The sequence below is a fragment of the Niallia sp. RD1 genome, from assembly GCF_024219955.1.
GTDB lineage: Bacteria > Bacillota > Bacilli > Bacillales > Cytobacillaceae > Niallia > Niallia alba.
The window spans coordinates 2,677,878-2,702,356 of sequence record NZ_CP100420.1 but is presented as its reverse complement, the minus strand read 5'-3'; the positions used below and the strand labels follow the sequence as shown (position 1 = coordinate 2,702,356).

The 24,479-nt window shown below is 35.3% G+C and carries 40 protein-coding genes; 3 read left to right on the top strand and 37 right to left on the bottom strand.

Annotated features, from left to right (window positions below; all coding sequences use genetic code 11):
• Position 1 precedes the first annotated feature (1 nt).
• Genes NKG37_RS13010 through NKG37_RS13000 form a run of 3 tightly spaced genes read right to left on the bottom strand, consistent with a single transcriptional unit; the run spans position 2 to position 2,270 of the window.
• Positions 2-427 (bottom strand): hypothetical protein, encoded by a 426-nt coding sequence (locus tag NKG37_RS13010; RefSeq protein ID WP_254414783.1) that lies wholly within the window; start codon positions 425-427, stop codon positions 2-4.
• 12 nt (positions 428-439) lie between these two features.
• Positions 440-1,033: a replication-relaxation family protein gene (locus NKG37_RS13005; protein WP_254414782.1), complete on the bottom strand. Its 594-nt coding sequence runs from the start codon at positions 1,031-1,033 to the stop codon at positions 440-442.
• The gene (locus NKG37_RS13000; protein WP_254414781.1) at positions 969-2,270 is read right to left on the bottom strand and encodes an FtsK/SpoIIIE domain-containing protein; all 1,302 of its coding nucleotides are present in this window, start codon (positions 2,268-2,270) and stop codon (positions 969-971) included. The genes NKG37_RS13005 and NKG37_RS13000 overlap by 65 nt, the downstream gene beginning before the upstream one ends.
• A gap of 255 nt (positions 2,271-2,525) precedes the next feature.
• Here NKG37_RS13000 and NKG37_RS12995 point away from each other — a divergent pair, with 255 nt between their 5' ends.
• Together NKG37_RS12995 and NKG37_RS12990 are read left to right on the top strand one after the other, a co-directional pair.
• Positions 2,526-2,732 (top strand): helix-turn-helix transcriptional regulator, encoded by a 207-nt coding sequence (locus tag NKG37_RS12995; RefSeq protein ID WP_224428485.1) that lies wholly within the window; start codon positions 2,526-2,528, stop codon positions 2,730-2,732.
• 95 nt (positions 2,733-2,827) lie between these two features.
• Complete coding sequence (locus NKG37_RS12990; protein ID WP_254414780.1) at positions 2,828-3,376, top strand: hypothetical protein; 549 nt, start codon at positions 2,828-2,830, stop codon at positions 3,374-3,376.
• Between the two features lie 172 nt (positions 3,377-3,548).
• Here NKG37_RS12990 and NKG37_RS12985 read toward each other — a convergent pair whose 3' ends face one another.
• The 4 genes from NKG37_RS12985 to NKG37_RS12970 all read right to left on the bottom strand — a co-directional run bounded on the left by NKG37_RS12985 (position 3,549) and on the right by NKG37_RS12970 (position 6,162).
• Positions 3,549-4,406: a peptidoglycan-binding protein gene (locus NKG37_RS12985; RefSeq protein ID WP_254414779.1), complete on the bottom strand. Its 858-nt coding sequence runs from the start codon at positions 4,404-4,406 to the stop codon at positions 3,549-3,551.
• Between the two features lie 132 nt (positions 4,407-4,538).
• Positions 4,539-4,787, bottom strand: a complete 249-nt coding sequence (locus tag NKG37_RS12980; protein WP_254414778.1) for a phage holin — start codon at positions 4,785-4,787, stop codon at positions 4,539-4,541.
• Between the two features lie 5 nt (positions 4,788-4,792).
• Positions 4,793-5,077, bottom strand: coding sequence for a hemolysin XhlA family protein (locus NKG37_RS12975; RefSeq protein WP_254414777.1), 285 nt, complete (start codon positions 5,075-5,077; stop codon positions 4,793-4,795).
• Positions 5,078-5,157: 80 nt separating this feature from the next.
• Entirely contained in the window at positions 5,158-6,162 is a 1,005-nt protein-coding gene (locus NKG37_RS12970) for a tyrosine-type recombinase/integrase (RefSeq protein WP_254416344.1), read from the bottom strand.
• A 120-nt stretch (positions 6,163-6,282) separates the two neighbouring features.
• Here NKG37_RS12970 and NKG37_RS12965 point away from each other — a divergent pair, with 120 nt between their 5' ends.
• Positions 6,283-6,498 carry a helix-turn-helix domain-containing protein gene (locus NKG37_RS12965; protein WP_254416343.1) on the top strand — a complete coding sequence of 72 codons (216 nt, stop codon included), beginning with the start codon at positions 6,283-6,285 and terminating at the stop codon, positions 6,496-6,498.
• A 37-nt stretch (positions 6,499-6,535) separates the two neighbouring features.
• Here the strand turns inward: NKG37_RS12965 and NKG37_RS12960 are convergent, their stop codons facing one another.
• From NKG37_RS12960 to NKG37_RS12820, 30 genes are all read right to left on the bottom strand, one after another.
• Positions 6,536-6,796, bottom strand: coding sequence for a hypothetical protein (locus NKG37_RS12960; protein WP_254416342.1), 261 nt, complete (start codon positions 6,794-6,796; stop codon positions 6,536-6,538).
• 17 nt (positions 6,797-6,813) lie between these two features.
• A complete protein-coding gene (locus NKG37_RS12955) occupies positions 6,814-7,983 on the bottom strand; it encodes a glycerophosphodiester phosphodiesterase (protein WP_254416397.1) in 1,170 nt (389 codons plus the stop codon).
• A 203-nt stretch (positions 7,984-8,186) separates the two neighbouring features.
• Positions 8,187-8,546: a hypothetical protein gene (locus tag NKG37_RS12950; protein ID WP_254416341.1), complete on the bottom strand. Its 360-nt coding sequence runs from the start codon at positions 8,544-8,546 to the stop codon at positions 8,187-8,189.
• Positions 8,533-8,676 (bottom strand): XkdX family protein, encoded by a 144-nt coding sequence (locus NKG37_RS12945; protein ID WP_254416340.1) that lies wholly within the window; start codon positions 8,674-8,676, stop codon positions 8,533-8,535. The genes NKG37_RS12950 and NKG37_RS12945 overlap by 14 nt, the downstream gene beginning before the upstream one ends.
• The gene (locus tag NKG37_RS12940; protein WP_254416339.1) at positions 8,676-8,960 is read right to left on the bottom strand and encodes a DUF2977 domain-containing protein; all 285 of its coding nucleotides are present in this window, start codon (positions 8,958-8,960) and stop codon (positions 8,676-8,678) included. Before NKG37_RS12940 ends, NKG37_RS12945 begins: the two co-directional genes overlap by 1 nt.
• Complete coding sequence (locus NKG37_RS12935) at positions 8,957-9,805, bottom strand: hypothetical protein (protein WP_254416338.1); 849 nt, start codon at positions 9,803-9,805, stop codon at positions 8,957-8,959. The genes NKG37_RS12940 and NKG37_RS12935 overlap by 4 nt, the downstream gene beginning before the upstream one ends.
• Complete coding sequence (locus NKG37_RS12930; RefSeq protein WP_254416337.1) at positions 9,806-10,981, bottom strand: hypothetical protein; 1,176 nt, start codon at positions 10,979-10,981, stop codon at positions 9,806-9,808. It lies immediately after the preceding gene.
• Positions 10,982-10,991: 10 nt separating this feature from the next.
• Entirely contained in the window at positions 10,992-11,342 is a 351-nt protein-coding gene (locus NKG37_RS12925; protein ID WP_254416336.1) for a DUF6711 family protein, read from the bottom strand.
• A gap of 13 nt (positions 11,343-11,355) precedes the next feature.
• The gene (locus NKG37_RS12920) at positions 11,356-13,935 is read right to left on the bottom strand and encodes a phage tail protein (protein WP_254416335.1); all 2,580 of its coding nucleotides are present in this window, start codon (positions 13,933-13,935) and stop codon (positions 11,356-11,358) included.
• A gap of 45 nt (positions 13,936-13,980) precedes the next feature.
• Entirely contained in the window at positions 13,981-14,223 is a 243-nt protein-coding gene (locus tag NKG37_RS12915; RefSeq protein WP_254416334.1) for a hypothetical protein, read from the bottom strand.
• 71 nt (positions 14,224-14,294) lie between these two features.
• Positions 14,295-14,654 (bottom strand): hypothetical protein, encoded by a 360-nt coding sequence (locus tag NKG37_RS12910; protein WP_254416333.1) that lies wholly within the window; start codon positions 14,652-14,654, stop codon positions 14,295-14,297.
• Between the two features lie 54 nt (positions 14,655-14,708).
• Positions 14,709-15,110, bottom strand: a complete 402-nt coding sequence (locus NKG37_RS12905) for a phage tail tube protein (RefSeq protein ID WP_254416332.1) — start codon at positions 15,108-15,110, stop codon at positions 14,709-14,711.
• Between the two features lie 2 nt (positions 15,111-15,112).
• Positions 15,113-15,502: a DUF3168 domain-containing protein gene (locus tag NKG37_RS12900; RefSeq protein WP_254416331.1), complete on the bottom strand. Its 390-nt coding sequence runs from the start codon at positions 15,500-15,502 to the stop codon at positions 15,113-15,115.
• A gap of 8 nt (positions 15,503-15,510) precedes the next feature.
• Positions 15,511-16,008 (bottom strand): HK97 gp10 family phage protein, encoded by a 498-nt coding sequence (locus NKG37_RS12895; RefSeq protein ID WP_254416330.1) that lies wholly within the window; start codon positions 16,006-16,008, stop codon positions 15,511-15,513.
• Positions 16,008-16,349 (bottom strand): phage head closure protein, encoded by a 342-nt coding sequence (locus NKG37_RS12890; RefSeq protein WP_254416329.1) that lies wholly within the window; start codon positions 16,347-16,349, stop codon positions 16,008-16,010. Before NKG37_RS12890 ends, NKG37_RS12895 begins: the two co-directional genes overlap by 1 nt.
• 14 nt (positions 16,350-16,363) lie before the next feature.
• On the bottom strand, positions 16,364-16,648 hold the full coding sequence (locus tag NKG37_RS12885) for a head-tail connector protein (RefSeq protein ID WP_254416328.1): 285 nt from the start codon (positions 16,646-16,648) through the stop codon (positions 16,364-16,366).
• Positions 16,635-16,796 carry a hypothetical protein gene (locus NKG37_RS12880; RefSeq protein ID WP_254416327.1) on the bottom strand — a complete coding sequence of 54 codons (162 nt, stop codon included), beginning with the start codon at positions 16,794-16,796 and terminating at the stop codon, positions 16,635-16,637. Before NKG37_RS12880 ends, NKG37_RS12885 begins: the two co-directional genes overlap by 14 nt.
• A 36-nt stretch (positions 16,797-16,832) precedes the next feature.
• Positions 16,833-18,011 carry a phage major capsid protein gene (locus NKG37_RS12875; protein WP_254416326.1) on the bottom strand — a complete coding sequence of 393 codons (1,179 nt, stop codon included), beginning with the start codon at positions 18,009-18,011 and terminating at the stop codon, positions 16,833-16,835.
• 3 nt (positions 18,012-18,014) lie between these two features.
• Entirely contained in the window at positions 18,015-18,620 is a 606-nt protein-coding gene (locus tag NKG37_RS12870; protein WP_254416325.1) for an HK97 family phage prohead protease, read from the bottom strand.
• Positions 18,583-19,839, bottom strand: a complete 1,257-nt coding sequence (locus NKG37_RS12865) for a phage portal protein (RefSeq protein WP_254416324.1) — start codon at positions 19,837-19,839, stop codon at positions 18,583-18,585. Before NKG37_RS12865 ends, NKG37_RS12870 begins: the two co-directional genes overlap by 38 nt.
• Positions 19,840-19,851: 12 nt before the next feature.
• Positions 19,852-21,531 carry a terminase large subunit gene (locus NKG37_RS12860; protein WP_254416323.1) on the bottom strand — a complete coding sequence of 560 codons (1,680 nt, stop codon included), beginning with the start codon at positions 21,529-21,531 and terminating at the stop codon, positions 19,852-19,854.
• The gene (locus tag NKG37_RS12855) at positions 21,528-21,989 is read right to left on the bottom strand and encodes a P27 family phage terminase small subunit (protein WP_254416322.1); all 462 of its coding nucleotides are present in this window, start codon (positions 21,987-21,989) and stop codon (positions 21,528-21,530) included. Before NKG37_RS12855 ends, NKG37_RS12860 begins: the two co-directional genes overlap by 4 nt.
• A gap of 124 nt (positions 21,990-22,113) precedes the next feature.
• Positions 22,114-22,503: an HNH endonuclease gene (locus NKG37_RS12850; protein ID WP_254416321.1), complete on the bottom strand. Its 390-nt coding sequence runs from the start codon at positions 22,501-22,503 to the stop codon at positions 22,114-22,116.
• Positions 22,487-22,621, bottom strand: coding sequence for a hypothetical protein (locus NKG37_RS26105; RefSeq protein ID WP_302183229.1), 135 nt, complete (start codon positions 22,619-22,621; stop codon positions 22,487-22,489). The genes NKG37_RS12850 and NKG37_RS26105 overlap by 17 nt, the downstream gene beginning before the upstream one ends.
• Positions 22,622-22,626: 5 nt before the next feature.
• Positions 22,627-22,821: a hypothetical protein gene (locus NKG37_RS12845; protein ID WP_254416320.1), complete on the bottom strand. Its 195-nt coding sequence runs from the start codon at positions 22,819-22,821 to the stop codon at positions 22,627-22,629.
• A 93-nt stretch (positions 22,822-22,914) separates the two neighbouring features.
• The gene (locus NKG37_RS12840; RefSeq protein ID WP_254416447.1) at positions 22,915-23,073 is read right to left on the bottom strand and encodes a hypothetical protein; all 159 of its coding nucleotides are present in this window, start codon (positions 23,071-23,073) and stop codon (positions 22,915-22,917) included.
• A gap of 183 nt (positions 23,074-23,256) precedes the next feature.
• On the bottom strand, positions 23,257-23,529 hold the full coding sequence (locus NKG37_RS12835) for a hypothetical protein (RefSeq protein ID WP_254416319.1): 273 nt from the start codon (positions 23,527-23,529) through the stop codon (positions 23,257-23,259).
• Positions 23,516-23,974, bottom strand: a complete 459-nt coding sequence (locus NKG37_RS12830; RefSeq protein WP_254416396.1) for an ArpU family phage packaging/lysis transcriptional regulator — start codon at positions 23,972-23,974, stop codon at positions 23,516-23,518. The genes NKG37_RS12835 and NKG37_RS12830 overlap by 14 nt, the downstream gene beginning before the upstream one ends.
• Before the next feature lie 81 nt (positions 23,975-24,055).
• Positions 24,056-24,205 (bottom strand): hypothetical protein, encoded by a 150-nt coding sequence (locus NKG37_RS12825; RefSeq protein ID WP_254416318.1) that lies wholly within the window; start codon positions 24,203-24,205, stop codon positions 24,056-24,058.
• Positions 24,206-24,249: 44 nt separating this feature from the next.
• Positions 24,250-24,411 (bottom strand): hypothetical protein, encoded by a 162-nt coding sequence (locus NKG37_RS12820; protein WP_254416317.1) that lies wholly within the window; start codon positions 24,409-24,411, stop codon positions 24,250-24,252.
• Between the last annotated feature and the right edge of the window lie 68 nt (positions 24,412-24,479).

Genomic DNA, 24,479 nt, shown 5'->3' with positions numbered 1-24,479 from the left:
ATTATATAGCACCACCTATCTGTTTCAAGACATTTAATATCAATGGAGATAGTTGAATTAATACGTATCCTAATCCAGCGTTTTGGATTGTACTCCAAGCCTTCTCACTGTTTCCTAGCATAAAGAAGAAGCAACCACCTACAATAATTACGCTAGCTACTGGAAATGATAAAGCAACTAACACATCAACTAATGGATCCAATGCATGGGCCAAGGTGGATAATGCTTGTTCCCCCATCCATTCTTTTGCTCCAACTGGAATTGCTTCAGGAGTAGCAGCGAAGGCTGGTTTAGCTAACAACAATGGAATAGTAATTGATGTACCTACTCTTCTAATTATTTTCCCTACATTTGATTTTTTCTTTTCTTCCACACTCTTCTGTTTATAGCTACCTGTCATAAAATCATTGAATGCTATTGTTTGCATTTAGATCACTCCTTATTTGATTTCATCAATCACATAGACAGCACAAGGCAATTCCTTACACAATTCTTTTAATTGTTTTTTGCGTAACTGAGTCGTAGTAAGCCATATTAAAGGTGGAAAATAGCCGAAGTGTTTTGCTAGATGTCCAGCTGTGTACAAGGCTTTATAGTTATTTACTTTCACTCTGTTCTCTTTCATTTTTTGCAACGAATCCACTTCTAAGAAATGATATTTTCCTCCTGCTTTAAACCAGGTATCAGTTATTAAAGTTGTGATACCATCACTTATTTTCACTTCATTAGTCCATTCAGTTGGTTTTTTAGCAAATATATAAAAGTAATTTCTAAGGATAGTGTGATTAACAAAAGGGTTCTTTCTACGTACCTTGTTAGAGTTCACATATGCCCTTCCTTCGCTGTTTAAATAATAAATGGTGGAATACTCTTCCCGGAATGATTCTAAGTATGGAGATAGTTCTTTTAGGATTCTGTTAGTGTTTCGTACTTTCCCTAGATTGTGGATGATTTGCAGCTGATCACGATTAAGAAAGTCCAGTTTTTTCAATGACAATAGTATTGCTTCTTGTCGGCTGTTTAGAGGTTTCAATCTTCTTGCCTCCTTTTTCTATGATGTGTGGATTAATTGTGGATTGAATTTCATTTGGAGTAATTAATGGTGTTTGAACGATGACTCTTTTATCTGCTGTTTGATATATTGCACGACCTTTTATTTGTGGCAATTGTTCTGCTCCTGTTTCGTCTAACACAACTCTTGAAGCTGTGGAAGACTGTACACGAAAGCATAGTTTTGCATCACTATTTTGTTTGCATTGTCTTGGGATAACGTCACCTGTTGGATATTGTGTTGCTAATACTAACCTAAAACCAAGTCCAGCTCCTAACCTTGATATTTGACTCATATACTTTTGACATTGTTTTTTTAATTCTCTTTCTTCACGATCCACTGCTTCTTCTGGGTTCAATTCCCCAACTTCATCAATGAAGATAAAATGCCTTTCTTTTATTCCTGCTTGCTGCACATTCTTTTTTCCTGTTTTCTTAACTGTTTGTTGCAGTTGTCTCATTAAGTTATAAGCATTCTCTAAAACAACTAGCGCTTCTTCCGGCTCATATGCGATTGATACTGTCTGTTTAATGTTTTCATAGTCACACAGTTCCACACCGCCCTTTAAATCGATTAAATGAAGCTTTATGTTGTTTGACTGCTGCTTAATGAGTGAAGTAATTATTCCGTTAATAAGATTAGATTTACCGTACCTAGTAGCTCCACCTAATACAAAGTGTGGAATCTTTTCAAAATCATGAAGGATATATTTATTCTTTTCTCTCGTAATTCCTATTGGTACTTCCCATGCTTTGCCTTCGAACATATCCACTAATTTTGGCATTGGCTCGTTATATACTCTGACAACTAACATACCATCATAAGCGATCTCTATTTCCTTCCTGTCAGCGAGTTTTCTTTGATATAAGCTTCTTATATTCGAAAGTATTTTCGAGTCTAATTTGAGCGCTTTTAGGTCTCTTAATTGAAGTTTTACTGAACGTGTATTTAATCCTGCTTCAATTGATTTTTGCTTAGATAAATAATCCTCAAAGCTTCTTCCCAACGGTATCCGATAGCGATATTCAGTTCCCCAATCATAGTTCCTTTTCTTTACTAATTGAGTGGTTAAAGTCTGCTTTCCATCTTTCACATTTAATCCAGTTAAAGAAAAAATCTTATTTAGTTTTTTAGAATCGTTACTCAATCCATTTTTTGAAAGGTGAGCATGTAAGGCAAGCCCTCCCATGATAGTAGTTGTTACTGCTTCGAAAAACAAAACGGTTTCCTCCTTTCACAGCGCCACCTCTTTGTAGATACATAGTATCTATCCCATCAATCTAGCATGCTAAATAATAGCTTGATACGTTGATATATAGGAATCAGGCATATGCTCGAATGAGCTACTAGAGTGGTAATTGACTTGGTATAGTAAATGGTATGAGAGTTGGCATGTCCTTTATATCTTGTCCCTAAAAATAAATTAAAAAGGACAATAATACTTTTTAGAGAATTATATGTACGAGGTGTTTTTATGGACTTTAAATGTAGATTAAAAATAATTTTTGCAGAGAGAGATATTCAACAAGGAGAATTTGCTAAAAAAATTGGATTAAGTCCTGCAGCAATGAGTTTAATAACAAACAATAAATCTCTACCTACCTTTCCAGTTGTTTATAAGATTTGTAAAGAGTTAGATTTAAGAATTAATGATATTTGGATTGAGAAAAAAGAAGTGTAACATTATGTCTAGTTTTGTCGAAACTATAGTAATATTTCCTCTTAAACCGTAAAATATTTGTTGTTAAATAGATAAATTTTAGGGGGGGAAATATTTTGAAAAAGTTCTTTAAGTTCGGATGCTTAGGATTAATAGCATTAGTTGTTTTAATTATTGTTTTAGCAATAGCATTTAGTGGAGACGATGATAAAGTAAGCACAGGGGCAGATGGGAAAGCTAAGACATCTGAAACAACCGCAGCCAAAAAAGATGATGGTTCTAAAAAGGTTGATGCAAGCTCTGTGACGGCTGAGGAAGTTGGACTTAAAATAGGATTAGGGGAAGTAAAGATTACAAAGAATAAAATTCAAGTTGGTATAAATCTTGAAAATACAAACGATCAAGTAGTTATGTTTTATCCTGACCAAGGTTCTGCTGTAGTTGGAGATATGCAATTAGAAGCTAACCTTTTCCTAACGGATGGAAACATTGGCGGAGAAATTCAAGGTGGAGTTAAACAAGATGGTATTATTGAATTCTTAGCTCCAGAAGGTAAACAAATTACTGTGGATGATATTAAAGAAATTAAGTTAGCTTTAGGAGATGTAGTGTCTGAAGACTTCACTCAATCTAAAGCAGTTAATTTAACAATTGAAGTAAAATAAGAAAAAAGCCCTTCTCAATGAGTTGGGCTGTTTTTATGAATGCATTTTCTGTTTATTGTGGAAGGATATTCCTTTTAGTTCACGAAATGTACAAAAAAATACCCCACTCCGTAGAACAGGGCTTGTAGGTATAAACATGTTGTATCACTATTGTATATCCATCCGTGTTATTTTATGCAAAGAACTTAGCGAATGTATTAGGTCCGACTATTCCATCTACTGTTAAGCCTTTATCTTTTTGGAATTTCTTAACAGATGCTAGCATACCATTACCGAATATTCCATCGAACCCGCGTGGATCATATCCGTGACAATATAGTAAACCTTGCACAAACTTGTTCCATGTTGCACTTGACTTACCTTTTTGCACAATTGGTGCTGCAGCTTTAGATTTTGGTCCAAAGATGCCATCAACAGCTACTCCAACTAAATGTTGATAAACTCGAATGTATGCTGTTTTTGTTTTTGGACCTGTATAACCATCTTCGTTAAGCTTTGTAAACTTGGCTTTTGAAGCATAGCCATTCAAAAACTTTTGATAAGCTTTAATATTACTATTACCGCCAGATGGCTTAGATGGAGTAGTAACTACTTCTGAATCCACTTTTGTATCTGGTGTAACTGTAATTTTACCAGTGTACTCCAAGTGCGGATTGTCTTTAAAGCTAGTCCAATCTCCACCCCATTCAAACCCCATACTTTTTGCAATAGCAGCAACACGTTTCCATTGTGCATTAACTGTCCAATAGGCTGCTGTTCCTTCTTTGTTAGTTAAGCAAAAGTCTACAGCAATACCAAAATTATGATTAGATTGTCCGCCTTTTGCATTCGTAACGATTTTACCCGGCTTTGTTCTTCCTTGTGCATATAAGGCATCTTGTTCCGCATATGAACGATACCCGTCTGTAATCAATACGTAAATTCCTTCATTATAGGCCTGTTCAATGATATCTAAGACCTTTTCTTTTACAATTGGTTTAACTGCCCCCATACGTTTAATAGCTTTATCTTGCAGTGTTTTCAAGCTCATTGTTTCCACACTCCTTAATATTTTTCGTTTAATAAGATGTCTTGCTCAACTAAATCAATTTTGCTGAAAAACCATTTTATTTTCTTAAACATTAAAACCACTCCAATTAAAAAAGAGTAGCTGTTAGGCCACTCATTTCGCATTTGTTAGATTTTTTTCTTTAAGTACTTCTTTTTGCTTTTTACCTCTACTAGTAACATAATTGTTTTTAAACCAAGCAATTACAGCTGTTACAAACGTAAATATCGCGGAAATAAATGCCGTTTGTTCCTCTGCTGTTCCCGGTATTTCATACAATCCAAACGACACTAAAAACTGATTAACCAAAGCAATAAATAATACGATTGTTCTAATTAAAGTACCTTTGTCAAAATTCTTCATTTTTATCATCCTCCGATTTTAATTGCTGCATAAAAAATGGCTACAGCTCCACCGATTAACGCAACAATAAGTGCATTAGTAATCGATCGCCGTAACCATTTCGTATCGTCTTTTATTTCTTTCAATGTATCTTTGATGTCTTTTATATCATGCTCATGTATATCCGTTTTTCTTTCCAGCTGATCTATCCTATCATGGTCTTTCTCCTGCATTTTCTTAATGGTTTCTATTTCTGATTGCATGGCACTTTTCCAAACATCCACATCAACTTGCACCTCCTGCGCCGGCATTTTCCCATCCCCCTTTTCTCTCTGTAATCATGGACTCACCCCCTTAAAGGTAATAAAAATAGCCCTGCCATTAGGCAAGACTACATAGGTAAATATTTTTTGTGTTGTTCCTGTTTAAATTCCTCTGTGATATTTAGATATCTCCGTGTAGTTTCTGGGGAAGCATGTCCCAAAATATCTTGTACGGTAGCAATTGAAGCTCCTGTCTCTAACATCCTTGTTGCCATTGTTCTTCTGAACCAATGAGGAGTAACAGGATGGGATATTTTTGCTCTGGAAGCAATTGTGTCAACCTCATCTTGGATAGACCTACCCGATACTCTCCTGTAAGGTTTTCGGTAAGTTACAAATAACGCTTCGCAATCGTCGTTTCTGCTGTTAATATACTTTTTAAAGTAATATAAAGCTTTAACGTTAAAGAAAACGATTCGCTCTTTGCGTCCCTTCCCAAACACTTTTGCTTTCTTAGAAAACATATTAACATCACTAATATTCATATTAGCCATTTCACTTAGTCTACAGCCAGTCGTATATAAACATTCTATCAACGTTCTTTCTCGAAGTGTTTTGCATGCTTCCCTCATCATTTCAAATTCTTCAACAGTTAAAGTCTTTACTAACATATTGTCAACAGTTGGAGCTTTTAATTTGGCTGCAGGGTCCCTTGTAATTATTTCTTCTCTATGAAGCCAACCAAAAAAGCTTTTTAACTTCCACACTTTGCTCGCAATAGAGCTTAAAGCCAAATGGTCAAAAGTTGATAAATAATAACGCAAGTCATTTGAAGTAATATCAATTGTATTTTTATTTATAACTTGATTTAGCATGTTTAGTTCGTATCTATACCCAGTCAAGGTTATTTGTGATAGACCTTCAATTTTCTTTGCAGCTAAATACACCGCCATTTTTTCTTGTATGTCTGTTTCGAACGATTCGGTTATTTCTTTTTTTATTTCATAACTAGATAGTATTCCAGCCAATTTAAGTTTATAGCGATCATCATTGAAATCCTTACTTTTACGGTATCTTTCTAATTCGGAAAGTTCATATAGCAATTGTTCCCTAGCAAAATCAACAACTTCCATTTGTTACACTCCCCTTTTTGATACGTTTAACGTATTATTTACTACAGTTTACAATTATACGCTTTACGTGTCAAGAGATAAGTGATAACTTTAACGTATCAACTATAGGAGTGTGATTATGTGAAAGTAGTTATAACGCTTGATGATTACTTAAATAAAATCGGCATGTCTCAGAGAGAATTAGCAAAACTAACTGAGATTAGACAACCATCTATAAATGAAATGTGTAGGAATCAAACAGCAAGATTACCATTAGATAATTTAGCTAAGATTTGCGAAATATTAAATTGTGAAATTACCGATATTTTAAGATTAGAAAAGTCCCAATCCGAATAGGAAAGGGACTTCTTTTTTTGTCTTCATCAACTTTTGCTTATCGCATTCTTGTATCCAACCCTGCGATATAATCGACACGATATTCCGTTTCTTTCGGAATTTCTTCTGTAGTAGCATTAAACTCCACTCCGCTTTGGCTGACCGCTTTGAACACGGAATTAAAATCCGGAAACTCCACTAAGCGAACCTTGCCGTATTTAACCGTTTTGGTTTCGTTCAACTCAACGAACGGGTCTTCCGCTGTTCCTGCGCGTTTAATTAAATAAACCGGATCAATATTCTGGTGAAATATTCCCATACATTCGCCCTACCTTCTTAAGAAATTAGAACATTTTGAAAGGAAACAGTTCCCCATTTTCTTCCGAAATGCAAAAAGCCATTACGAAATTCTGAATCGTTAACAGTGATGGTTGCGTCGTTTGTACTAAACGTTATTGATGTTGCGCTAACTGTAACGGTGAAGTTTTTCGTTGCTCCGTCGGTCAGATTGCCTATTTCCGCCGAAATCGCTAGCGACGTACCTACTCCGCTTTTCACTTTATAAATCGAAATACCTTTCGGACTAAACAGCAAATGATACCCGTTTGACAATGTCGTTTTGTTATCGTCGAAGTAGTCAATCGGCGTGCAAATCGCAATACTTCCCCATCCGTTAGCCCTTTCGATAAAGCTTGCGTTTAGAGTCATCGTAAAGGTATCCGGCAATTCACCCGCCCAACCTTGTAGCACGAAATCCCTGTCTTCACTTTTCGTTAAGAAGCCCCAGCGATAATCACTCGTAAATCCTCCGCGGTATTCTGCGTAGTGTGGAATAAATCCGCTGCTAAATACTCTTTCGGAAAACGGCGCATCTTTTCTCGTCGGATAATTATTTGATACGTAAAAAGGATCGTCGCTAAATACTCCGAATGCTCCAAGCGCAATATACTTTTTCGCTAAATATTGATGATTTACGGTATATACCAAAACCTTAATTCCAGCATTATTCAGCATACTTACGTATGAATCACTTACGCTCGTACTGCAGCCGACGTATTTAATGTTATTGTCGAGTAATGCTTCGGTATCTGTTACGTTGTCGCTTAGTAGCAATAAATCGAATCCGCGGTCATTAATCGCATTCAATTCCGTTTGGCTGAACGACTGAATCAATACGTGTCCCTGCAGGCGATAAGCTTCCGCCATGTTCGCTATTGCCTCGGCGCTTCTTCTGTCCTTCGATTCGATTGCGTAATTAACTTTATTACCGAACGTCTGAAACACTTCTTCCAAATAAGCGATTGGCTGCGCTGGGTAATTCGGCAATAACCCGTCAACTTTCATTGACCGCACATACGGAGGATTGAGGTATTGAATTCGATCGGTTCCTCGGTTGTTAATGCCGGTTACTCGAATGACTTCTTCGTCATGAATAACGCATAACGAACCCGTTCTATCCTGCCGAATATCTAATTCGATAAACAGCGCTCCGTTTAACTTGCTCATCTTAAATGCTTCGAGCGTATTCTCCGGATATAAAAAAGAACTCCCCCTGTGCGCTAAATACTGCGGAGAAGTTAGTTCGCTTATTTTCGTTGTTCCTTCGATCTTACCCAAAATATTCGCCAACTGTGCGGCATTCTCTTCTATCTTCGGTGCTAAATATCTAGGATCATTTTTTAAATCGGGTAACTTGTTATACCAAGGCATTATCGAAGCACCTCCGCACGATACACGCTTGTTGCGGATATAGAAACCTCCGTAAACGGTTCAAACAAAGCATTGTATCCTTCTCCTGGTTTAACTCTTCTTGTTTGTTCATTAATTGTGAAAGTTAAATCAGCAGTACCATCATTAATAATAGAAAAGCCATACCTTTTACTCAGAAATGTTTTTGTAGTGCTAGATGAACCTTCCCAAGCTTCCATAGCAATGGATCCTCGCTCACGATAAAAAGCTCCACCTTCTTCTCCTTCCACAATAAAATAATCATCCTGCTCAGAATCAAAGTATTGTGGCGCAATCTTACCGTTATTGGCTGTTTTTAAATCTCTGTTATTCGCTGGCATATTCATCACCTGTTATTTCTTTATATTGTTCTTTAGTTATTTTCTTTAACTCAACAGCCGCTGCCACTTGTTCTTTTGTCCAATTGTCATTTTTATAAAATCGACTAATTTTTTCTAACCAATCAATCATTAAATAACACCTGCCATCATCAATTGATAAGTCAAATCCGCATAATCCTGTTTAGATTGCTCCAATTCTTGTTTCAATTGTTCAACAGTATTATCGATAATTATTGTATCTTGTTCCTTAAAGTTAGGATTCTCTTCAATCATAGAGCCGTTGAGTATAAAAAAAGATGGTTGGTACTTTTCGATAAAATCACTCGGGATGTTATCTACTTTAATACCACCATCAATTTCACCTGTTTCTACATAGGATATAATTTCTTTGTTTTCGTTTAGTTTAATAATCATAATTTAACTCCTACAATCTTTATGATACCAATATCATTAGTGTTATTAGTTCTTGTTGAGTTACCAGAACCGTTTACAGCCAGTGCCGCACATCGAGCATTTTTAAATGACTTTAAGTCTGAATTAAAATCAGTTACATATTCGTACAAATAAAAATTATTACTTGTTGTACTATCCGGAATATTCGTACCTTCTTCAATTAATTGAAATCCACCGTTCATCGTACCCACATCTATAAAACGGTCAGCGGCATTAATTCCTGCTCCTGTTCTCATTTTAATAAAAGCAAAATCATAATTAGATAATGATTCTGATAACGTGAATGTTGAAGAGAAGTCTCCTCTACTGTCACCACTCCATAAAGTAGCTATTTTGGTAGTTATCTCTTTCCATCCTCTAAACGTTCCATCAGTGTGGAGAGTTCCTATCCATGATCTGTTATCATGATTCCTTCTAAGTGTAAACTGTCTCATGCTACCATCACGACTAACCGTAACATCAAGATTCATCCAAGACGTATCAACTATAGGCGCAGAAGGATTAGCAATATCTTGAGCAGTTAAATAGTATATACCTGAATTTAGTGTTGAAATATCTGTTGCCTCGTTAAGATAAGTTCTTTCGCCATTATCTTTTGTCAGTTTAAACATTTGAGCAATCGCTTGAACTTTTTCATACTGCGATTCTAAATTATTTAATTTATTGGCTGTAAGCGCAGTACCTGATTGTATAACTTCTCCCTCAGCAGGAATCAGCGTAATAGTTCCATCTGAGTTTTGTTGCATAGTAAAAGTCAATGGACGCTCTACAATTCTATCTGACCAAATATTTTTATTGTAAGACATTTATACTCCACCTCTACTTTCTGTGATACCTGTTAAATAACCCTCATATGCATATTCTTGGCGATAAATTCTGGATTGCTTCATCGCATTCATTCCGTCCTCAATAATTACTACATCTGTGCATTCTAAAGCTGGATTCTGCCTCCAGTTCACTTTATAAATCGCATTATATTTACTTTCTTTGATAATCCAATCTGCTACAGAATCAGCCATACTGTCATTAACAATCAATGGATTATCTAAAGAAAAGGAATCTCCGTATCTACCGTTTATTTCATTATTTATATATGATTTTTCCCTAGTTTCTTCTCCATCGTAAATGTTGATTGATACTGAATATATCGACTTATCCAGTGTTATTTCCGGTTCCTCATACATATCATCAAAATCAATATTCCTCATGCCAAAACCACTTGTTACAAGTGGATACAGACTTCCAAAGTGGTAATAATCTTGTGTAGGGAAAGTAAGGTAGTTGCTACTCGCATCTAGCACCTCGAAAGGCTTGATAACCATGATCCCATATCTATCTTGATAAATAGCGCTTCTGGTAGCTATTCCGATATGTTGCAAGGCTGTCCTACTGTCCAATTTTTCTTTAAATCCACTTGTAATAACTGTTTTCAAATTATTATCAATTTCATAATCGGTAACTCCTGCTTTTATAAATACGTCCTCAGCTAACTGATACATATTACCTTCGAACATCGTATTTTCATATGGAGTATTAGATAAATAATCCAAATTATCTCTAGCCACTAAAGTGATTGTTTTGGCTTCTCTTTCGTTTTTCCACTCCGCTAGATAGAATGTACCCATTGGTATCCATTCGGTGCTCTCACCGTCTGAATCAGCTTGATAGAAGGTTAAAAAAACGGAATCGTCATATACGAGTCCGAATTCGATTTCTATTGTTGGTCTACTTGCTAATACTTGATCCACGTTTGATAAGCTTAATAAATTAAACTCGTTATCTAAATTATCTAATGTCAAACTTATTTCATTAGCTGGTAAAGTATCAGCAACCGTTTCTCTTTCTTCCACAATATTGAAACGTATAATACGATCATCATAATATGTTTTGGTTTCTCCAAATAAAGTGAAGTGTACTCGAGCATCAATTTGACGAATAGGTGCATAAATAGCATTCCTATAATCCTCTGTGACAGTAATCATATTTATACACCTACTTTTCTATAAAACTCATTTTAATGTTTTCCCATTCTGCTTTCCCGTTCTTAAATTTAATCATAGGAGCTTGACGATCACCTACATAAAAAGTTCCGCTCCTCATCCCGTTATCCTTTGGATCAAAGAACCTAACAGTAAACCAAACAGGATTAACCAAATTTAATATTTTGCTATAGTCTGAACCTTTTAAAAAGGACCAACCAATTTCTATTTTCCTTTTAGTTGCTATTCGTTCAATTATCATGGTTCCTCTTGCATTTCTTTCTGCTTTAGACAAATCCATTATCCCAACGTCATATTCAGAAGGAGCAGGAAGTTCTACTCCGTTCACACTGATTATAGCCATATTCCCGCCCCTTTTATGTTAATTTGATTTTCATATTGCCACCGACTCGCTGACCTTCTTTATCTATAAGTGGCTTAACTATTCTTGCAAACGTCCGGCCATCTATAGTTAAAATGATATCCCCACTTTGTGAGTTGCTATTGTTATTCATATTACTGAATTGCATAGCTTGCGTTACTGCATTACCCACAGTAGTAGCCATGATATCATTCAATTTATCAAGTGGAGAAATTACCTCTTTACCTCCTGGATTATCACCTACAACAGCCATTGTCTCACCATTTGTAATACCACCTTTAGCTAACTTAGGTATTTTAGGAATATCAGGGGAATTTTTGATAATTGGTACTTTGTTTTTAAGTCTGTTAAAGGTACTAAGTGCATCGTTGACCATTCCTATAAATTGGTTTAACACCGACTTCAATCCGCTTGCTATACCATTTTTAAATCCATCTTTGATGTTACTTAAGGATTTAGATATTTTTGATACAACATTATTTTGGAACCATGAGTACGCATCTTTAAATTTACTTTTTACCGCTGCCCATGCATTGCCGGCAGAATTAGCTATCGAAGATCGCCAGTTATTAAAAGCTTCCATTGGCTTTTTAGCAACATTATCTCGGAACCAATTGTATGCTCCGCCAAATTTACTTTTAATTGCAGACCAAATAGCTGCCGCTTTATCTGCGATACCAACTTTCCAATTAACAAAAACTTCAACAATTTTCTTTGCAACGTTGTCTCGGAACCAATTGTAAACGGAAGAAAAAGAACTTTTAACAGCAGACCAAATGGCCTCTGATTTAGTACCAACAGAAGTTTTTAAGCTTGTAAATATCGCAACTATTTTATCGCCAACATTCACCTTGAACCAATTAGAAACTGATTTAAAGGCATCTGTTAACTTTTTAAACATCCCTTCTCCAAGTTTCTTGAACCATGATTCTATACCATTAAAGGGAACTTTTATCTTTGTAACGATATTTTTAAAACCTGTCCCAAAAGTAGTTACCAAAGAAACAATTCCTTTTCCAATAGCTTTAAAGAATGTAAGACTCATAAAGTTCCAGAGGAATTTTACTATCCCAACAAAAATATCTTTTATACCACTAAATGCCTTTTTCCAGTCTCCAGTAAAAGCTCCGCCTATAAATTTTATAATTCCTTCAAATATCTTAATAAGTCCGTCGATACAACCCTTTATGGCATCCCAAATAAAATCTACTAACCATTTAACAATTGGTTTTATGCCTTTCCAAATGTTTTTAAGACCTTTAACAAATTGGTCACCGTTTTTATCCCAAATTTTCTTCAATTGCTTAATTTTAGATGAAAAATATTTAGAAACTTCATCCCACCCTTTTTTCAGCACTTTCCCTAATGGAGCAAAGAATTTTTTCACTTTATCAGCAAATTCTTGAACCTTTTTACTTACCTTAGATAGGACACCTTCTGTGTTTCCCATGTTTAGCCCTGGTACGTCTACTCCACCACCGCCAGATACTCCACCACCACCGGAACCTGAATCCCCACCAGAATCACTACTTCCTGAATCTTTCGCAGGATCAGCCAGTTGGTTTATTTCATCAAATCCAGCAACTCCCCTATTCTGCTTATCTGCTTTTTTCTTTTCCTTGGCAGTTTTCTTTATCGCTTTCCCTAAACTATCTACAGCTGATGCTTGCGCACCTGTGGCAGAAGCTTGGGCAGAAGTAGCTTTAACTGTAGCAGCTTGGTTCTTAGCTGTTTTAGATGATCCAAACAAAGCTTGCATAAATTGAGCCACTATATTCATTACGCTTGCTATTTTGGCTGCAAAAACCGTTAATGTGGGAAGTACTCTGTTGATAATTGGAAGGAAGGCATTACCTAAAGCTAGTTTGATGTTATTTAATTGGGCCACAAATTGAGCCATACTTGAAGCCGTATTCTGAGCCAATGTAGTTCCGTATTTCTTAGCTGCCTGCTCTAAAATACCGTAGTACATAATTGTTTGTTTTGTTTGGAAGTCTAATTGATCCCAAGATTGTCCATTCGCAAAGTTTTGGAAGGCTTGTGTACTTTCCATCATCGCAACTTGAACGTTCACACCTAAGTCCTCAATTGCTTCTGTATTACCTAACATACCTGAACGAATACGTTCGGATACATCTTCCATCGAACGACCAGTTGCAGCCGCAATAATAGATGTAGTCTCTAATAAGTCTTGTGTCATTTTTTGGGTTTCTTGGGTGGTATGAGAAAAGGTAGAAATTAAATTTCCATATATAGCACCGAATCGAGTTGCTTCGGATGTAGAAAAACCAAATGCGGCACCTGTTGTATTGGACCATTTCATAAATTCTTCAGCACTTTTTCCCATAAGCCTATTAACCTGTTGCAAGGCAGCTTCCACATTCATTGCATCCTTTATTGCTGAACCAAATGTTAATCCAGCACCAATAGCAGCTAAAATAGTATTAATTTTACCTACTGATGATCTAAGGTTATTACTGAAATTACTAACGTCTCTTTGCGCTCTTCTCATACCAGTTCGCATGGATGAAAAATCCGCACCACCACGAACCAAAAGGTTTCTTACTACCGCCAATACATTCACCCCCTGTTTTTGAAATACAAAAAAGAGAGCAGTTTATTAACTACTCTCGATTACTTCGCCACCAAATGCAGCATTTAACATTTTCACTTGTTCATACATTTGTTTATCAGTCATTTTCTTTTTAACTGGCTTCTTATCCAAGTATTCTTTCAATGGTTTTAACTTCTCAACTCTGTGGAAGTAGGCAGTATAGTACGCAATGCTTATATCATTTTCCGCTTTTTCTTTCTTCATCTCTTGATGGACTTTAACATGTAAATCAAGTTCATAAGGAGTCATTTCTTCATATTCACTTAGGGGTATTCCGCATCGGATGGCAACCTTTAAAGAATCTTCCCAATTGAAATCAATCAGTTCGTCTTCTTGCTGTTCTCCACTACCCCTATCAAGTTTTTTTGGTCAACCTCAAATTGACCGAAAGCTTTTTCTAGAGCAAGAGACATCTTTTCAATTATTTCGTTGTAAGATGGCGCTTGATCTAATAAATCTTCCATATGCTCAAGTTTTAATTGTTCGTTATTTTTATGTGCATCAGATTGTAATGCGTAAAACATAATTTTTTCTATTTGTTCTAAGTCATTACCGTCAAATTCAAAGCTGTTGATATCAATCCCTAAATCTGCTGTCAGTCGTTTTAACGCTTTATGTCCAAACCTAACTTCTCGTGGACGATCCAATTCAATCATTACTACATTGTTTTTATCAGACATTACGATTCCTCCGTATATTAATAATAAAAAAAGACTAAGAAATAATCCCTAGTCTTACGATCCTGTTGTTCCAGTTGTTAAAGATGGTTTACCACTTACTTTTAGCGTGCTTTCGAACGTCACATTGTCTTCCATTTCAGCACTTGTAGAATAAGCAGTAACAATCCCACTAAATGACCATTTAGCCCCGAAAGGAAACTCAATTGTATATGTTGCAACAGCTCCTGATTCGAAATCAGTTAATAATCCTGCGTGCTTAGTTGGGTCGAAATATCCGCTTAAAGATACTTCTCCAGCATCCTTTAACCCTTGAACAAAAGTTCTATATCCATCTTCTGTATCTAATGTTGTTGTTTCAATCGTGTCTGCAGACAAATCCATTCCACCGATTGAAGTTAATTCTCCAATAGCTGTTGTTCCTTTTTTAAATTTTGTACCCATTGCTGCTTCAGCCATATTTAATTCCCTCCAATTTTAACTGTTATTTCAATTACACATCTATATAAGTTAACTTCTTTTTCATAAAGCACTACTGGCTTTTGATAAGATATACTTTGTATAAATGGTCCATCTTCACCGATCACTCTACTTTGAAAAGACTTAACCTTATCTAAGACCTGTTTACTTAAATATTTAAGGTCTAAAAAGCTATATTGCATAATATTAAGCTCGCACTCTACTTCTTTACTTTCTAAATAACCATCTAACGTTTTATCTTCTAATCCTTCCGAACCAAAATAAATAAGATAAGGTGCTTTAGTCCCTTCTTCCGCATTTAAAGGGAACACCTTATCCATTAATCCTGCTATTTGTTCTAGTTCCGCTGTTAATGCTTGTTCAAAGTTCATAAAGCACCTCAGTTTCTTGGCAACTTGTCTATTTCATCAGTTGCTACACGGACAATTTCTTTCTCAATTTCTCTTTTGTAACCATCTATTGATTTTCTTAAGTATTGATAACCCGGAATATATCTTCCGTCTCTAGCCATAAATCCATACTCTTGTGAAGCAGGATAATAAGACGTTTTATTTCTCGTTTCTCTTCGTTTAGTACGTCTATTCCACCTTGTAACTGTTTGATTAGATGTCCCTTGGAATATATGATTCATAGATCTGTCTAAAGTAACAAAGTAAACTTTTTTCCCCTTTTTTCTCGTTCTTTCAGGCTTTAGAATAATCCCCTTTTTTATATTACCTTCATCGACAGGGGCATTCCTTCTAGCTGCCTTATAAGCAATATTCATCCCTTTTTTAGCCGCTTTAGTAGCAACCCTTTGTGGAATGTTCTCTATTGTTCGTAAAGTCCTCATTAGATTATCCAAACCTTCAATTTCAACGTTTCTTCGCCTTGCCATTAGAACACTTCCTTACACATGATCTGCAATTCAGTGTTCTTTTCTTGAAAGTTTATTGGTGGGGAAGTGATATCGAAAATTCTTTCACCAAATTTAATACGCATGTCAGGTGTAATAGATTTATTAGGAACATATCTCATGTTGATTTTATGAGTTGTCTCGTTATTTATTGTTTCAGCAGCAAAGAACTCCTTACCACTTACAGGATAAATGGCTACTCTAGCTTTCAGATAGTCAACCCAATTTTCGACTCTTTCACCATAGTTGTTTTTCACTTTCTCTTTCTTTTGGATAAAGACAATATGACGATATTCACCAGGATTAATCTGGTATCTACTCATAAAAAAACACCCCCCTACAATAAATTTATGGAGTGCATGTCTAATATTGATTTAACAACAAAATTCACTTTGTCATTCTGAACCGTCATTGTTCGGTTATCATACATTTCATTAGCCAAAACCATTAAAGCAATAGTTAAATCTTCTTTCAAATCAATGCTTTCTTGTGGAAGACCAGTGTAGTTTTTAACAAAAGACTGACAAGCTATTAAAATACTTTCAAATAACTGATCATCTTCATCATGGTAAACACGGGCGTAATCTTTTAAGTCTTGAATGACTAAATCACTTATTTTCATCAGAGTTTGCCTTCTTCTTCGATTTAACCTCTTCCACATAGCCTGCACTTATTAAATCGGTTAATACTGTTTTGTTATTAATTTCTCTTACCTCATTTATAGCCATAGAAATGGTTCCTGAAAACGAGACTAGCGCTTTTACTTTCACCTTTACACCCCCAAAAAGGTGGTTTTACCCACCTTATTAAGCTGATTTCATAACTAATTTAGCGATTTTTTGTGCATTTTCTACTTTTGAATCCATTTCTATCCACGCTACAACTCCAATAGCATGTTGAGTTGCATATTTTTCTCGCAATACTTCGATAGAAACATCTTCTGATAATTTAACAGCCAATCCACTCATATCTCCATAGAAAATTGCTGTTTTTCCAGATTCCATTACTGCCATATTATCAGATGTATAAACATCTTTTCCAAGTAGTGTATAACCCCATTTAGCTGAAATATCTTTGTTTAAAAGGTAATTCCCATCAGCATCTTTCAATTTTCGAATAGCTTTTCTTGTTGATCTATTCATAATCCAAATCGATGAACCTTGAAAAGCATCTGGGACCTCTTCTTGTAAATCAATAAGTTCATCAGTTGTTATTGCAGTAGCCGCAGCAGCAGTCACAGTTTGAGATACAGTACTTAATCCAGAAATTTTATTTGTCGTACCATTTAGCAATTCATTTTCAATCCATTTTGCAATAGACTCTGCCATTTTATTAATTACAAAGTTTACAATATCGAATTGCGAATTGTTAATTAAGGATTTTGATACTTTACTTAGAGCACCAGCTAAGAATCCTTTTAATTGAATAGAATTGAATTTTCCGCTTGTAGATTCTAATTCTACAAATTCATCCGCATAAGCCATTTCAATTGTTCCTGCAGACTCATCGTAATAAGGAATACTTAAAGTTCCTCCAATGTTATAGCGAGTAGCAAGTTGATAAATCGGGGAAATATCAAATACTTTTTGGATGATCTTATTAGCAATAGATGATGGAATAACTGCACCATTTGCACCTACAGTTAAATTCACATCGGCTCTTTCTTCCACAACTCCGCGAATATAGTTTGTGAATGCACGTTCTTCTGCTTGTACTTTTTCTTCCTTTTCTGTTTTTTTCGCAGGTAACTTTTTATCAAAGCTTCGTGCTTCTTCTTCAGCTTTTAGAGTTTTATCAATTTGATCAACTTCTTTTTTAATATCATCAAATCGTTTGCTTTCATCATCAGAAAAAGCACGTGTTTCTTCTTTTGCTTTTTTTACTAGGTTATCAGCTTCATCTAACAAGTTATTACGTTGTTCAACAAGTGTTGGCATAGAACGGTACTCGATTACTTTTTTTGCTAAAACATTTTGGTATGACATAAATTATTTTCCACCTTTCAATTTTAAAAGTTCTAATTGGTTTTCATAATAAGAGTAATCAAACTCTCTTTTTTCTTGATTTTGAGATGATAAATCTTCAATTTCCGCTTTAAATTCATCGCTTCTATTCTCGGTGATTACATCTTCTTCCCCTCGAGCTTCAATACTAGTGGCAATATACGCTGGGGTTTTATCAAGAATAGAAACCTCTAACAAGTCGATATCTTCTAAATATCTAAGCTGAATGCCGTTTTCTCCATCTTGCCAATTAGGTTTATTGTCTATAAAACCAAATGACCATCCTCGAAGCTCTCCGTTTTTCGCCTTTTGAATGACTTCATCATCAGATACAGTAGCAATTGCTCTCAAACCTATATTATCTTCATACAATTGCAGGTTTCCTTCTCTAATGGATCCTAACTTTCTGGCTTTATCGTGGTTAAAGCGCAATTCAACATCTGTTGCTCTTTGCAAAGCTTTTTCAAATGTCTTAGGGATGATTTTCTCTTTAAACCTTCCTCTAGGTGAAGGAAGCACTCGGCTCTCACGGTCAACCGCATTAACATAACCATCAAGCAATACCTGATTGCCTCGAATTTCTATTCGCATCGTCCTCACCTCCTCCCGAAGATTTTTTTTGATCGTTCATATTGGTTGTTTTATCTGTATTTGGTGTATAAACCTCACCAGTTTTAATGTTGTAAAGAACATCATTCAATCCAAGTACTACCATGTCATTAAAAGCTTCAATTGGTGATAAATCTTCAAGGAAACGAACATCATTAATTTCAAAGAACTTATTTTTTATAGCAATTTCATAGGCTCTGAATCGTTTTTCAATGTCTCCTTTTAACAATTCCCTAGTATCAAAGGCAAAATAAAAAGAACCTTTTTCACTCGGAAGTAAAAGGTCCTTATTAAAGGCAGTTTGCAAAGCTATTAAAATAGGTAATATACAAACCTTTATCCAGTTGTTATATTCATCATCGCTTGCTTTTCCACTAAGTATTGATTCAGGAACAACAAATATCTTACATATTTCAGCTGCATTAGTTTTTTTATTCTCATTTAATTGCATTTCCACAGATGTATTCGAAGCCTCTTTGAAATCAACTCCATTGTTTAAAACAACAACATTTTCGCTATTGTCATTCGAATAAAGTTGTTTCCAAGCGAGTTTTAAACTTTCTATTGCATCTAGACTTAATCTAGCAGCAGATTTTAAAAACCCTTTTTTATTACCACCTGTTTTGACCAACAATTCTTCAAATATCAGAGTATTATAAGCAACTGATAAAATTTTGTTGTTTTCTTTGATGATTCCTTTTCCTGTTATTCCATCCTTTGACTTTCGCGTAAGTTTGATAAACTCGAAATCTCGATAAGTCGTGCCGTTGACTAAAATATCGTATGACTTAAATATAGGATCTGTATTGATGTTTACTGCAATGCTCCTATTTTCAACATAATGGAGACTTTTGACTCGATTCCGTTCTCGATTTATATAGCTATATCCAGCTCCAGTGAGTAAGTAATCTTCCACTATAGCCTTCTTAAATTGGAATCCATCTAAAGTATCACCTGTTTCGTCATTTAAAAGCTCTACACGCTCATCTTTGACTTCTTCTACCTTTCCGTCACCCTCTTTATATAAAAGAACAGGAAGGCTTGCTATCGTGTCTGAAATGACACCTACACAAGATGACACAGCAGGAATATTCATTGCTTCTTCTTTTGTAATTTCACCCGAACCAATCAAAGCCCGTAACAACACTTCATCAACATCCGGTGTTAGTTCTCTTTCTTCCTTTTTTTTAAATGGCCACACTATCTCACCTCCTTAAATTACTTGTGCTCCCCAATCGCTATCTGGATTGAAAATTACGTCTTGTTGCAGCAGATAAATGGCATTTATTAAACTAACAACCATATCGACTTTACCGGATGATTTTTTCTTATTCACATACATATTTTTGTTGTTATCGTAAGTAACTTTAGCGTTCTGGAAGTTGATTTCCAATAAACGATTAGGTGTATAATGGAACTCTCGATTGAGTATTTTTTCCTTTAACAACTTGGTTGCTGGATGGAGAACACTAGAATGCTGTTTTGCTTCTACAGTTGTGTACCCTTCTCTTTCTAACCTTTGAGCTGTCGATAAACAGTTATATCGATCATAAGCAATTCCCGCAACTACTACGTTATGTCTTGTTTCGATCTCCATAATCTTATCCTCAATAAATCCATAATCTACTGTCATATCCCCACAAGAAAAACAAACTCCATCTGCTATAAAATCATGATAATTAATTTTTTCAAACTTGTTTTTTTCCTCAATTCGTTCTGTTGGCACAAAAGCAAAAGATTCAGCGTAAATTTTAGTATCTTCTTCAGTAACCATGCTGTACGAACAGTTATCGTTCGTCATTGCCAAATCTAACCCTACCCATACTTGTCTACCTGACCAATCAAAGCTATCAACCTCACATTTTTGTAAGTCCTCAACGTTTATAAAGGCTTCTCCGCTGCTTGAAGGTAAAAAGTGATTCATATGTTTACAAAGATATTCTTCACGCTCTGCGGGCTTTTCTAATGCTGTTTTACGGGCATCTCTTATTTCATTAAAGTTATCTTCAATCCGTAACGGATTAGCTTGATAAAGTCCCGTATCATCCCACAAATGCTCTGGCTCTGCATAATAAAGTAGAGCAAACATACGATCATCTTCCACAAGTCCTGCAAGCACTCGCTTTATATAAGCTATTTCTTCAAGCATGATGGACCTGTCTTCTGCATATGCTGTGGTCAATTTAAAACGCAAAGGATTTTTAACGTTCAATTGTCCAGATTTCATGGCATTTATATTGCCATAATCCTTAAACGCGCCTACCTCATCCGCAATAAATGCTGATGGACGTATCGAGTTATTCTTATTCGCTTCTGCTGTACGTGCTTGGAAGAAACTATTTGTTAATTTACACAAAATTCTTCCGTTTAGAGTTTTAGGGATGATGAAGTGGTTAGAGACAGCAGGACTTGCTACAATTATTTGAGTCATTGCCTTTTTTACTTCCCCAGCCAATTCACGGTCCAGACAGATACTATAAAACTCTGAATAATCATCTTCAGTAAGCATTAAAATGATGATAATAAGAGCACAAATGAACGTTTTAGCATTCTTTCGTGGGATAAATAGAGTTACATCTCGATAACGAAACTTCTCTGGATCTTCTTTAAATCGCCATCCGAAAATATTGACAAGAAAAAAAGCCTGGAATCCTTCCAAGCCATCTAAAATCGTTTTCCCTATTACTCCTAACCCTGTTGCAAAATGTAGAAGTTCGAGTATACCCTCGATGGTTTCAATCGCTTCTTCATCAAAATAATAAGCAAATTCCTCTTGTTCTTGCTTCTTTAAATCCCTCAAGAATAAATTACATTGGATTATAACTTCTTTAGTTGTGATCTCTTTCCCTGTTGTGACTTTTTCCGCGTATTTAATTGCTTTTTCTAATATCATTTCTTACCGCCTGATAAAACCTTAAGAAGTGGGTCGTCTTCTTTAATTTGGGCTTGTATATTGATATTTCCTATCTTAGCCCTCGATTGCGGAGATAAGCTTAGTTCATTACAACAACGGAAAAAGTCTTTTGTATAAGATTCCCTAGCTTTAATAATGTCTTTATCATATCTAAGACCAGGTTTCTTATTAATTGCTTTTCTTATTATCTGCAACTCATAAATAGCAAATGAACAAGTTTCTAAAACATAAACATCCGCATTACCTAAAATTCCACTAGTTTGTAATTCAGACACAATAGAATTAAAAATAGATTTTTGAGTTGCGTTAAAATAATTTGGAGGGGAAAGATCGTCAGCTGCACCCTTAAGTTTATCCTCCAATTTTGTTCGAGCATTAATTTCTTCTTTGGTTAAATTTTTACTCATGGTTTTTACACTTTTTGTTGGTCTCGCCACGTTTCCTCACCTCCTATTTTTTTCATTTCGGGAATTTTTTTTGACCAAACTTGGATACGTGGTATCCGGGAACCTCACCAAAAAGAGTCATGACCCCCGGGGGGATATACTTTATAAACAGCTCCTAGATGGCATTCTTGCGCTCCTGTTCTTTCGCAATACCAAGTAGTAACTGTTTGTCTATCTCTCCACGTTCAGCCATCTTGTGGTGATAAGCACATAGGCAGATAAGGTTCTCATCTTCTAGGCGCTTGTCCCAGTCTTCCACAATAGGAATGATGTGATGAACTTCTAGGTCTGTGAAGTTATATTGTTGAACTGTATTAAATAGTTTTCTAATACATATCTGACATAAATATTTATCACGCTCATTGATCTGTATTGCCTTGGTTCTCCATCGTCTTGACCATCGGAACTTATCAATGTAGGTAGGTTGCTTGACTCGCTTAGGTTTACTTGGACATTGATAGCCACGCTTATGGATCCCTCCACAATAGCTACAACTCTTTAACATTTGGTTTACCTTTTGCTAAGTCAATATCAACTCTTTCATATATGGTAAGTCCTAAGAAAGTTATCTTGGTTTTATAGATTCCGTTCCATCTATCTTGTTCTACAAACGTCTTGATCATATCCTTCACCCTTCCTTATCATTCATAAATGGTTGTACACTCTTTAAGAACTCCATATATTTTGTTGCCTGTTCTAAAGTGATTTGACCTTTCAAATGAAGGTCAAGTAATTCCTCAAGCTTTTCATACACAACCTTTTCAAAAGGATTCATTGTTTCTTCTGAATAAACATGTCCTTGTAGATAGACTATCTTCTTCATCTAATCCACCTTCTTTCTCCAAAATAAAAAACGCTTATTCAGAACCCTACAATGGCTCAAATTAGCGTTTGAATCTAAAACTAATATAAATACTCATTTTCTTCTTATCGCTCCGTTATGACGCTTATACGTGTCTCTGTTAGTACCCATCAATTCACGTAAATCGTGCTTAGATAATTTCTCTTCCCTAATCTTTTTTATCTTTTCTAAGTTGTCAGTTCGTAGATGATTTTCAAGTTTCATAATCATCACCTTCAATATAAATAAATTGGCAAAAGAAAAGCGCCCTTCACAATAAATGAAGAACGCTCTTTTTATATTTTCTTGATACTACAAATTTAACACATCTAAAAGCAAATGCTCATTTTAGATTCGTTTTAAAAACATTGTAGATTCGTTTCTGTTTCGTTTTTTCTCGAAAATAAATTATAAAAGTCAGTTCGTTTTTTCTCTCATGGCTAATCCGTTTAGTCTTAACTTCTCTTTCGTTTCTTCCGATAAAACACGCTCTTTTTTCATAGAGACTTGTTTTTCTTTTAAAACACCTTTAATTGCTATCGGTCTGTCATTCTCTGATTCTATAATATTCATTTCACCAATATTCATTAACTTACGGATATGCTTAGGAACTGTTGAGTAAACATTCCATTCATTCTTTTCATAATCGAATACTAGGCTTGTTTCTTGCTCTGATTTAGAGTATCCCATTTTCTTTTTCCTCCTTAGGTTTTATTACTTCAACTTTCAATGCAAATGCTAATTTATAAAAGATTCTAGGTTTAAACTTCTGGTGGTAATACGATTCACTCATTCCTAACTCGTTATAAACCTCATAATCGAACAGTTCTTCTTCTCCTAGATACCTAAGTATAAGGGCTTGTCTTTCTCTTGGAGATAATCGGTTTACAGCCTTACGAAAAAACTCTACATAGCTTTGGCGTTTTCTTTCTTCGTCTACACGTTCAATAGCGATCTGTTCTGTTGTTGAATGGAATTGATTTGAGAATACTGGCAATTCTAATGTGTACTTAGGCGTTACTTGTGGGAGTTTTTCTTCTGGTACACTCATTAAATAAAAACGATATTTTTCGATTGCTCCTTCCACAGCTTCTTGTGTAGCCTTGCGATCTATCTCAGGAAGCACAAAAGACATTTGTTTCAAGACGACTCCCCCCATGATATAATTTATTTAGGTTGTTTTATTTAATGCTGGGAAGAGTATTCCTGGCTTTTTTTATTTATCCTCATTCGTTTTATAAACAACCATAATATGTTCTCCATATTCAGCTGTTAAGCACATTTGGATGTTAATTATTTCTACATTTCGATTTCTAGCTAACCATTTATTTACTGAGTTTTCATCATTACAATATATTTGAATCATTCACCTTCACCCTTCCTTTCTGCGGATAAGTTTCGTACTGTCTATTACTTACCAATCAATTCAGACTCTTGATACCACACAATTTCATCTGTTAAATCACGTTCCCATTTTACTCGTTTACTTGCTTTTTCTTCGTCTGTGTAAGTATCTAATACAGTAACAGGACTTTTCTTATTTTCTTGATGAAGAACAACAAATACTTTCATTTTTACAATCCTCCTTATTGCACAATAGTTATCTACTCCCTATTAGCCGACTCATTTTCTTTAAAGCA

Excerpts from the sequence above, each read along its gene's own strand:
- NKG37_RS12895 (WP_254416330.1), bottom strand. The coding sequence starts at position 16,008 with ATGGCAAGGCGAAGAAACGTTGAAATTGAAGGTTTGGATAATCTAATG.
- NKG37_RS13010 (WP_254414783.1), bottom strand. The coding sequence starts at position 427 with ATGCAAACAATAGCATTCAATGATTTTATGACAGGTAGCTATAAACAG.
- NKG37_RS12905 (WP_254416332.1), bottom strand. The coding sequence starts at position 15,110 with ATGGCTGAAGCAGCAATGGGTACAAAATTTAAAAAAGGAACAACAGCT.
- NKG37_RS12900 (WP_254416331.1), bottom strand. The coding sequence starts at position 15,502 with ATGAACTTTGAACAAGCATTAACAGCGGAACTAGAACAAATAGCAGGA.
- NKG37_RS12825 (WP_254416318.1), bottom strand. The coding sequence starts at position 24,205 with ATGATTCAAATATATTGTAATGATGAAAACTCAGTAAATAAATGGTTA.
- NKG37_RS12870 (WP_254416325.1), bottom strand. The coding sequence starts at position 18,620 with ATGCGAATAGAAATTCGAGGCAATCAGGTATTGCTTGATGGTTATGTT.
- NKG37_RS12850 (WP_254416321.1), bottom strand. The coding sequence starts at position 22,503 with ATGTTAAAGAGTTGTAGCTATTGTGGAGGGATCCATAAGCGTGGCTAT.
- NKG37_RS12950 (WP_254416341.1), bottom strand. The coding sequence starts at position 8,546 with ATGCCAGCGAATAACAGAGATTTAAAAACAGCCAATAACGGTAAGATT.
- NKG37_RS12875 (WP_254416326.1), bottom strand. The coding sequence starts at position 18,011 with ATGTCATACCAAAATGTTTTAGCAAAAAAAGTAATCGAGTACCGTTCT.
- NKG37_RS26105 (WP_302183229.1), bottom strand. The coding sequence starts at position 22,621 with ATGATCAAGACGTTTGTAGAACAAGATAGATGGAACGGAATCTATAAA.
- NKG37_RS12960 (WP_254416342.1), bottom strand. The coding sequence starts at position 6,796 with ATGGGAATATTTCACCAGAATATTGATCCGGTTTATTTAATTAAACGC.
- NKG37_RS12860 (WP_254416323.1), bottom strand. The coding sequence starts at position 21,531 with ATGATATTAGAAAAAGCAATTAAATACGCGGAAAAAGTCACAACAGGG.
- NKG37_RS12890 (WP_254416329.1), bottom strand. The coding sequence starts at position 16,349 with ATGAGTAGATACCAGATTAATCCTGGTGAATATCGTCATATTGTCTTT.
- NKG37_RS12930 (WP_254416337.1), bottom strand. The coding sequence starts at position 10,981 with ATGATTACTGTCACAGAGGATTATAGGAATGCTATTTATGCACCTATT.
- NKG37_RS12835 (WP_254416319.1), bottom strand. The coding sequence starts at position 23,529 with ATGGGATACTCTAAATCAGAGCAAGAAACAAGCCTAGTATTCGATTAT.
- NKG37_RS12945 (WP_254416340.1), bottom strand. The coding sequence starts at position 8,676 with ATGATTGATTGGTTAGAAAAAATTAGTCGATTTTATAAAAATGACAAT.
- NKG37_RS12975 (WP_254414777.1), bottom strand. The coding sequence starts at position 5,077 with ATGCCGGCGCAGGAGGTGCAAGTTGATGTGGATGTTTGGAAAAGTGCC.
- NKG37_RS12955 (WP_254416397.1), bottom strand. The coding sequence starts at position 7,983 with ATGAGCAAGTTAAACGGAGCGCTGTTTATCGAATTAGATATTCGGCAG.
- NKG37_RS12910 (WP_254416333.1), bottom strand. The coding sequence starts at position 14,654 with ATGTCTGATAAAAACAATGTAGTAATGATTGAATTGGATCGTCCACGA.
- NKG37_RS12885 (WP_254416328.1), bottom strand. The coding sequence starts at position 16,648 with ATGAAAATAAGTGATTTAGTCATTCAAGACTTAAAAGATTACGCCCGT.
- NKG37_RS12980 (WP_254414778.1), bottom strand. The coding sequence starts at position 4,787 with ATGAAGAATTTTGACAAAGGTACTTTAATTAGAACAATCGTATTATTT.
- NKG37_RS12970 (WP_254416344.1), bottom strand. The coding sequence starts at position 6,162 with ATGGAAGTTGTTGATTTTGCTAGGGAACAATTGCTATATGAACTTTCC.
- NKG37_RS12935 (WP_254416338.1), bottom strand. The coding sequence starts at position 9,805 with ATGTCTTACAATAAAAATATTTGGTCAGATAGAATTGTAGAGCGTCCA.
- NKG37_RS12940 (WP_254416339.1), bottom strand. The coding sequence starts at position 8,960 with ATGATTATTAAACTAAACGAAAACAAAGAAATTATATCCTATGTAGAA.
- NKG37_RS12925 (WP_254416336.1), bottom strand. The coding sequence starts at position 11,342 with ATGGCTATAATCAGTGTGAACGGAGTAGAACTTCCTGCTCCTTCTGAA.
- NKG37_RS12995 (WP_224428485.1), top strand. The coding sequence starts at position 2,526 with ATGGACTTTAAATGTAGATTAAAAATAATTTTTGCAGAGAGAGATATT.
- NKG37_RS12985 (WP_254414779.1), bottom strand. The coding sequence starts at position 4,406 with ATGAGCTTGAAAACACTGCAAGATAAAGCTATTAAACGTATGGGGGCA.
- NKG37_RS12845 (WP_254416320.1), bottom strand. The coding sequence starts at position 22,821 with ATGAAGAAGATAGTCTATCTACAAGGACATGTTTATTCAGAAGAAACA.
- NKG37_RS12820 (WP_254416317.1), bottom strand. The coding sequence starts at position 24,411 with ATGAAAGTATTTGTTGTTCTTCATCAAGAAAATAAGAAAAGTCCTGTT.
- NKG37_RS12830 (WP_254416396.1), bottom strand. The coding sequence starts at position 23,974 with ATGTCTTTTGTGCTTCCTGAGATAGATCGCAAGGCTACACAAGAAGCT.
- NKG37_RS12915 (WP_254416334.1), bottom strand. The coding sequence starts at position 14,223 with ATGACTCCTTATGAACTTGATTTACATGTTAAAGTCCATCAAGAGATG.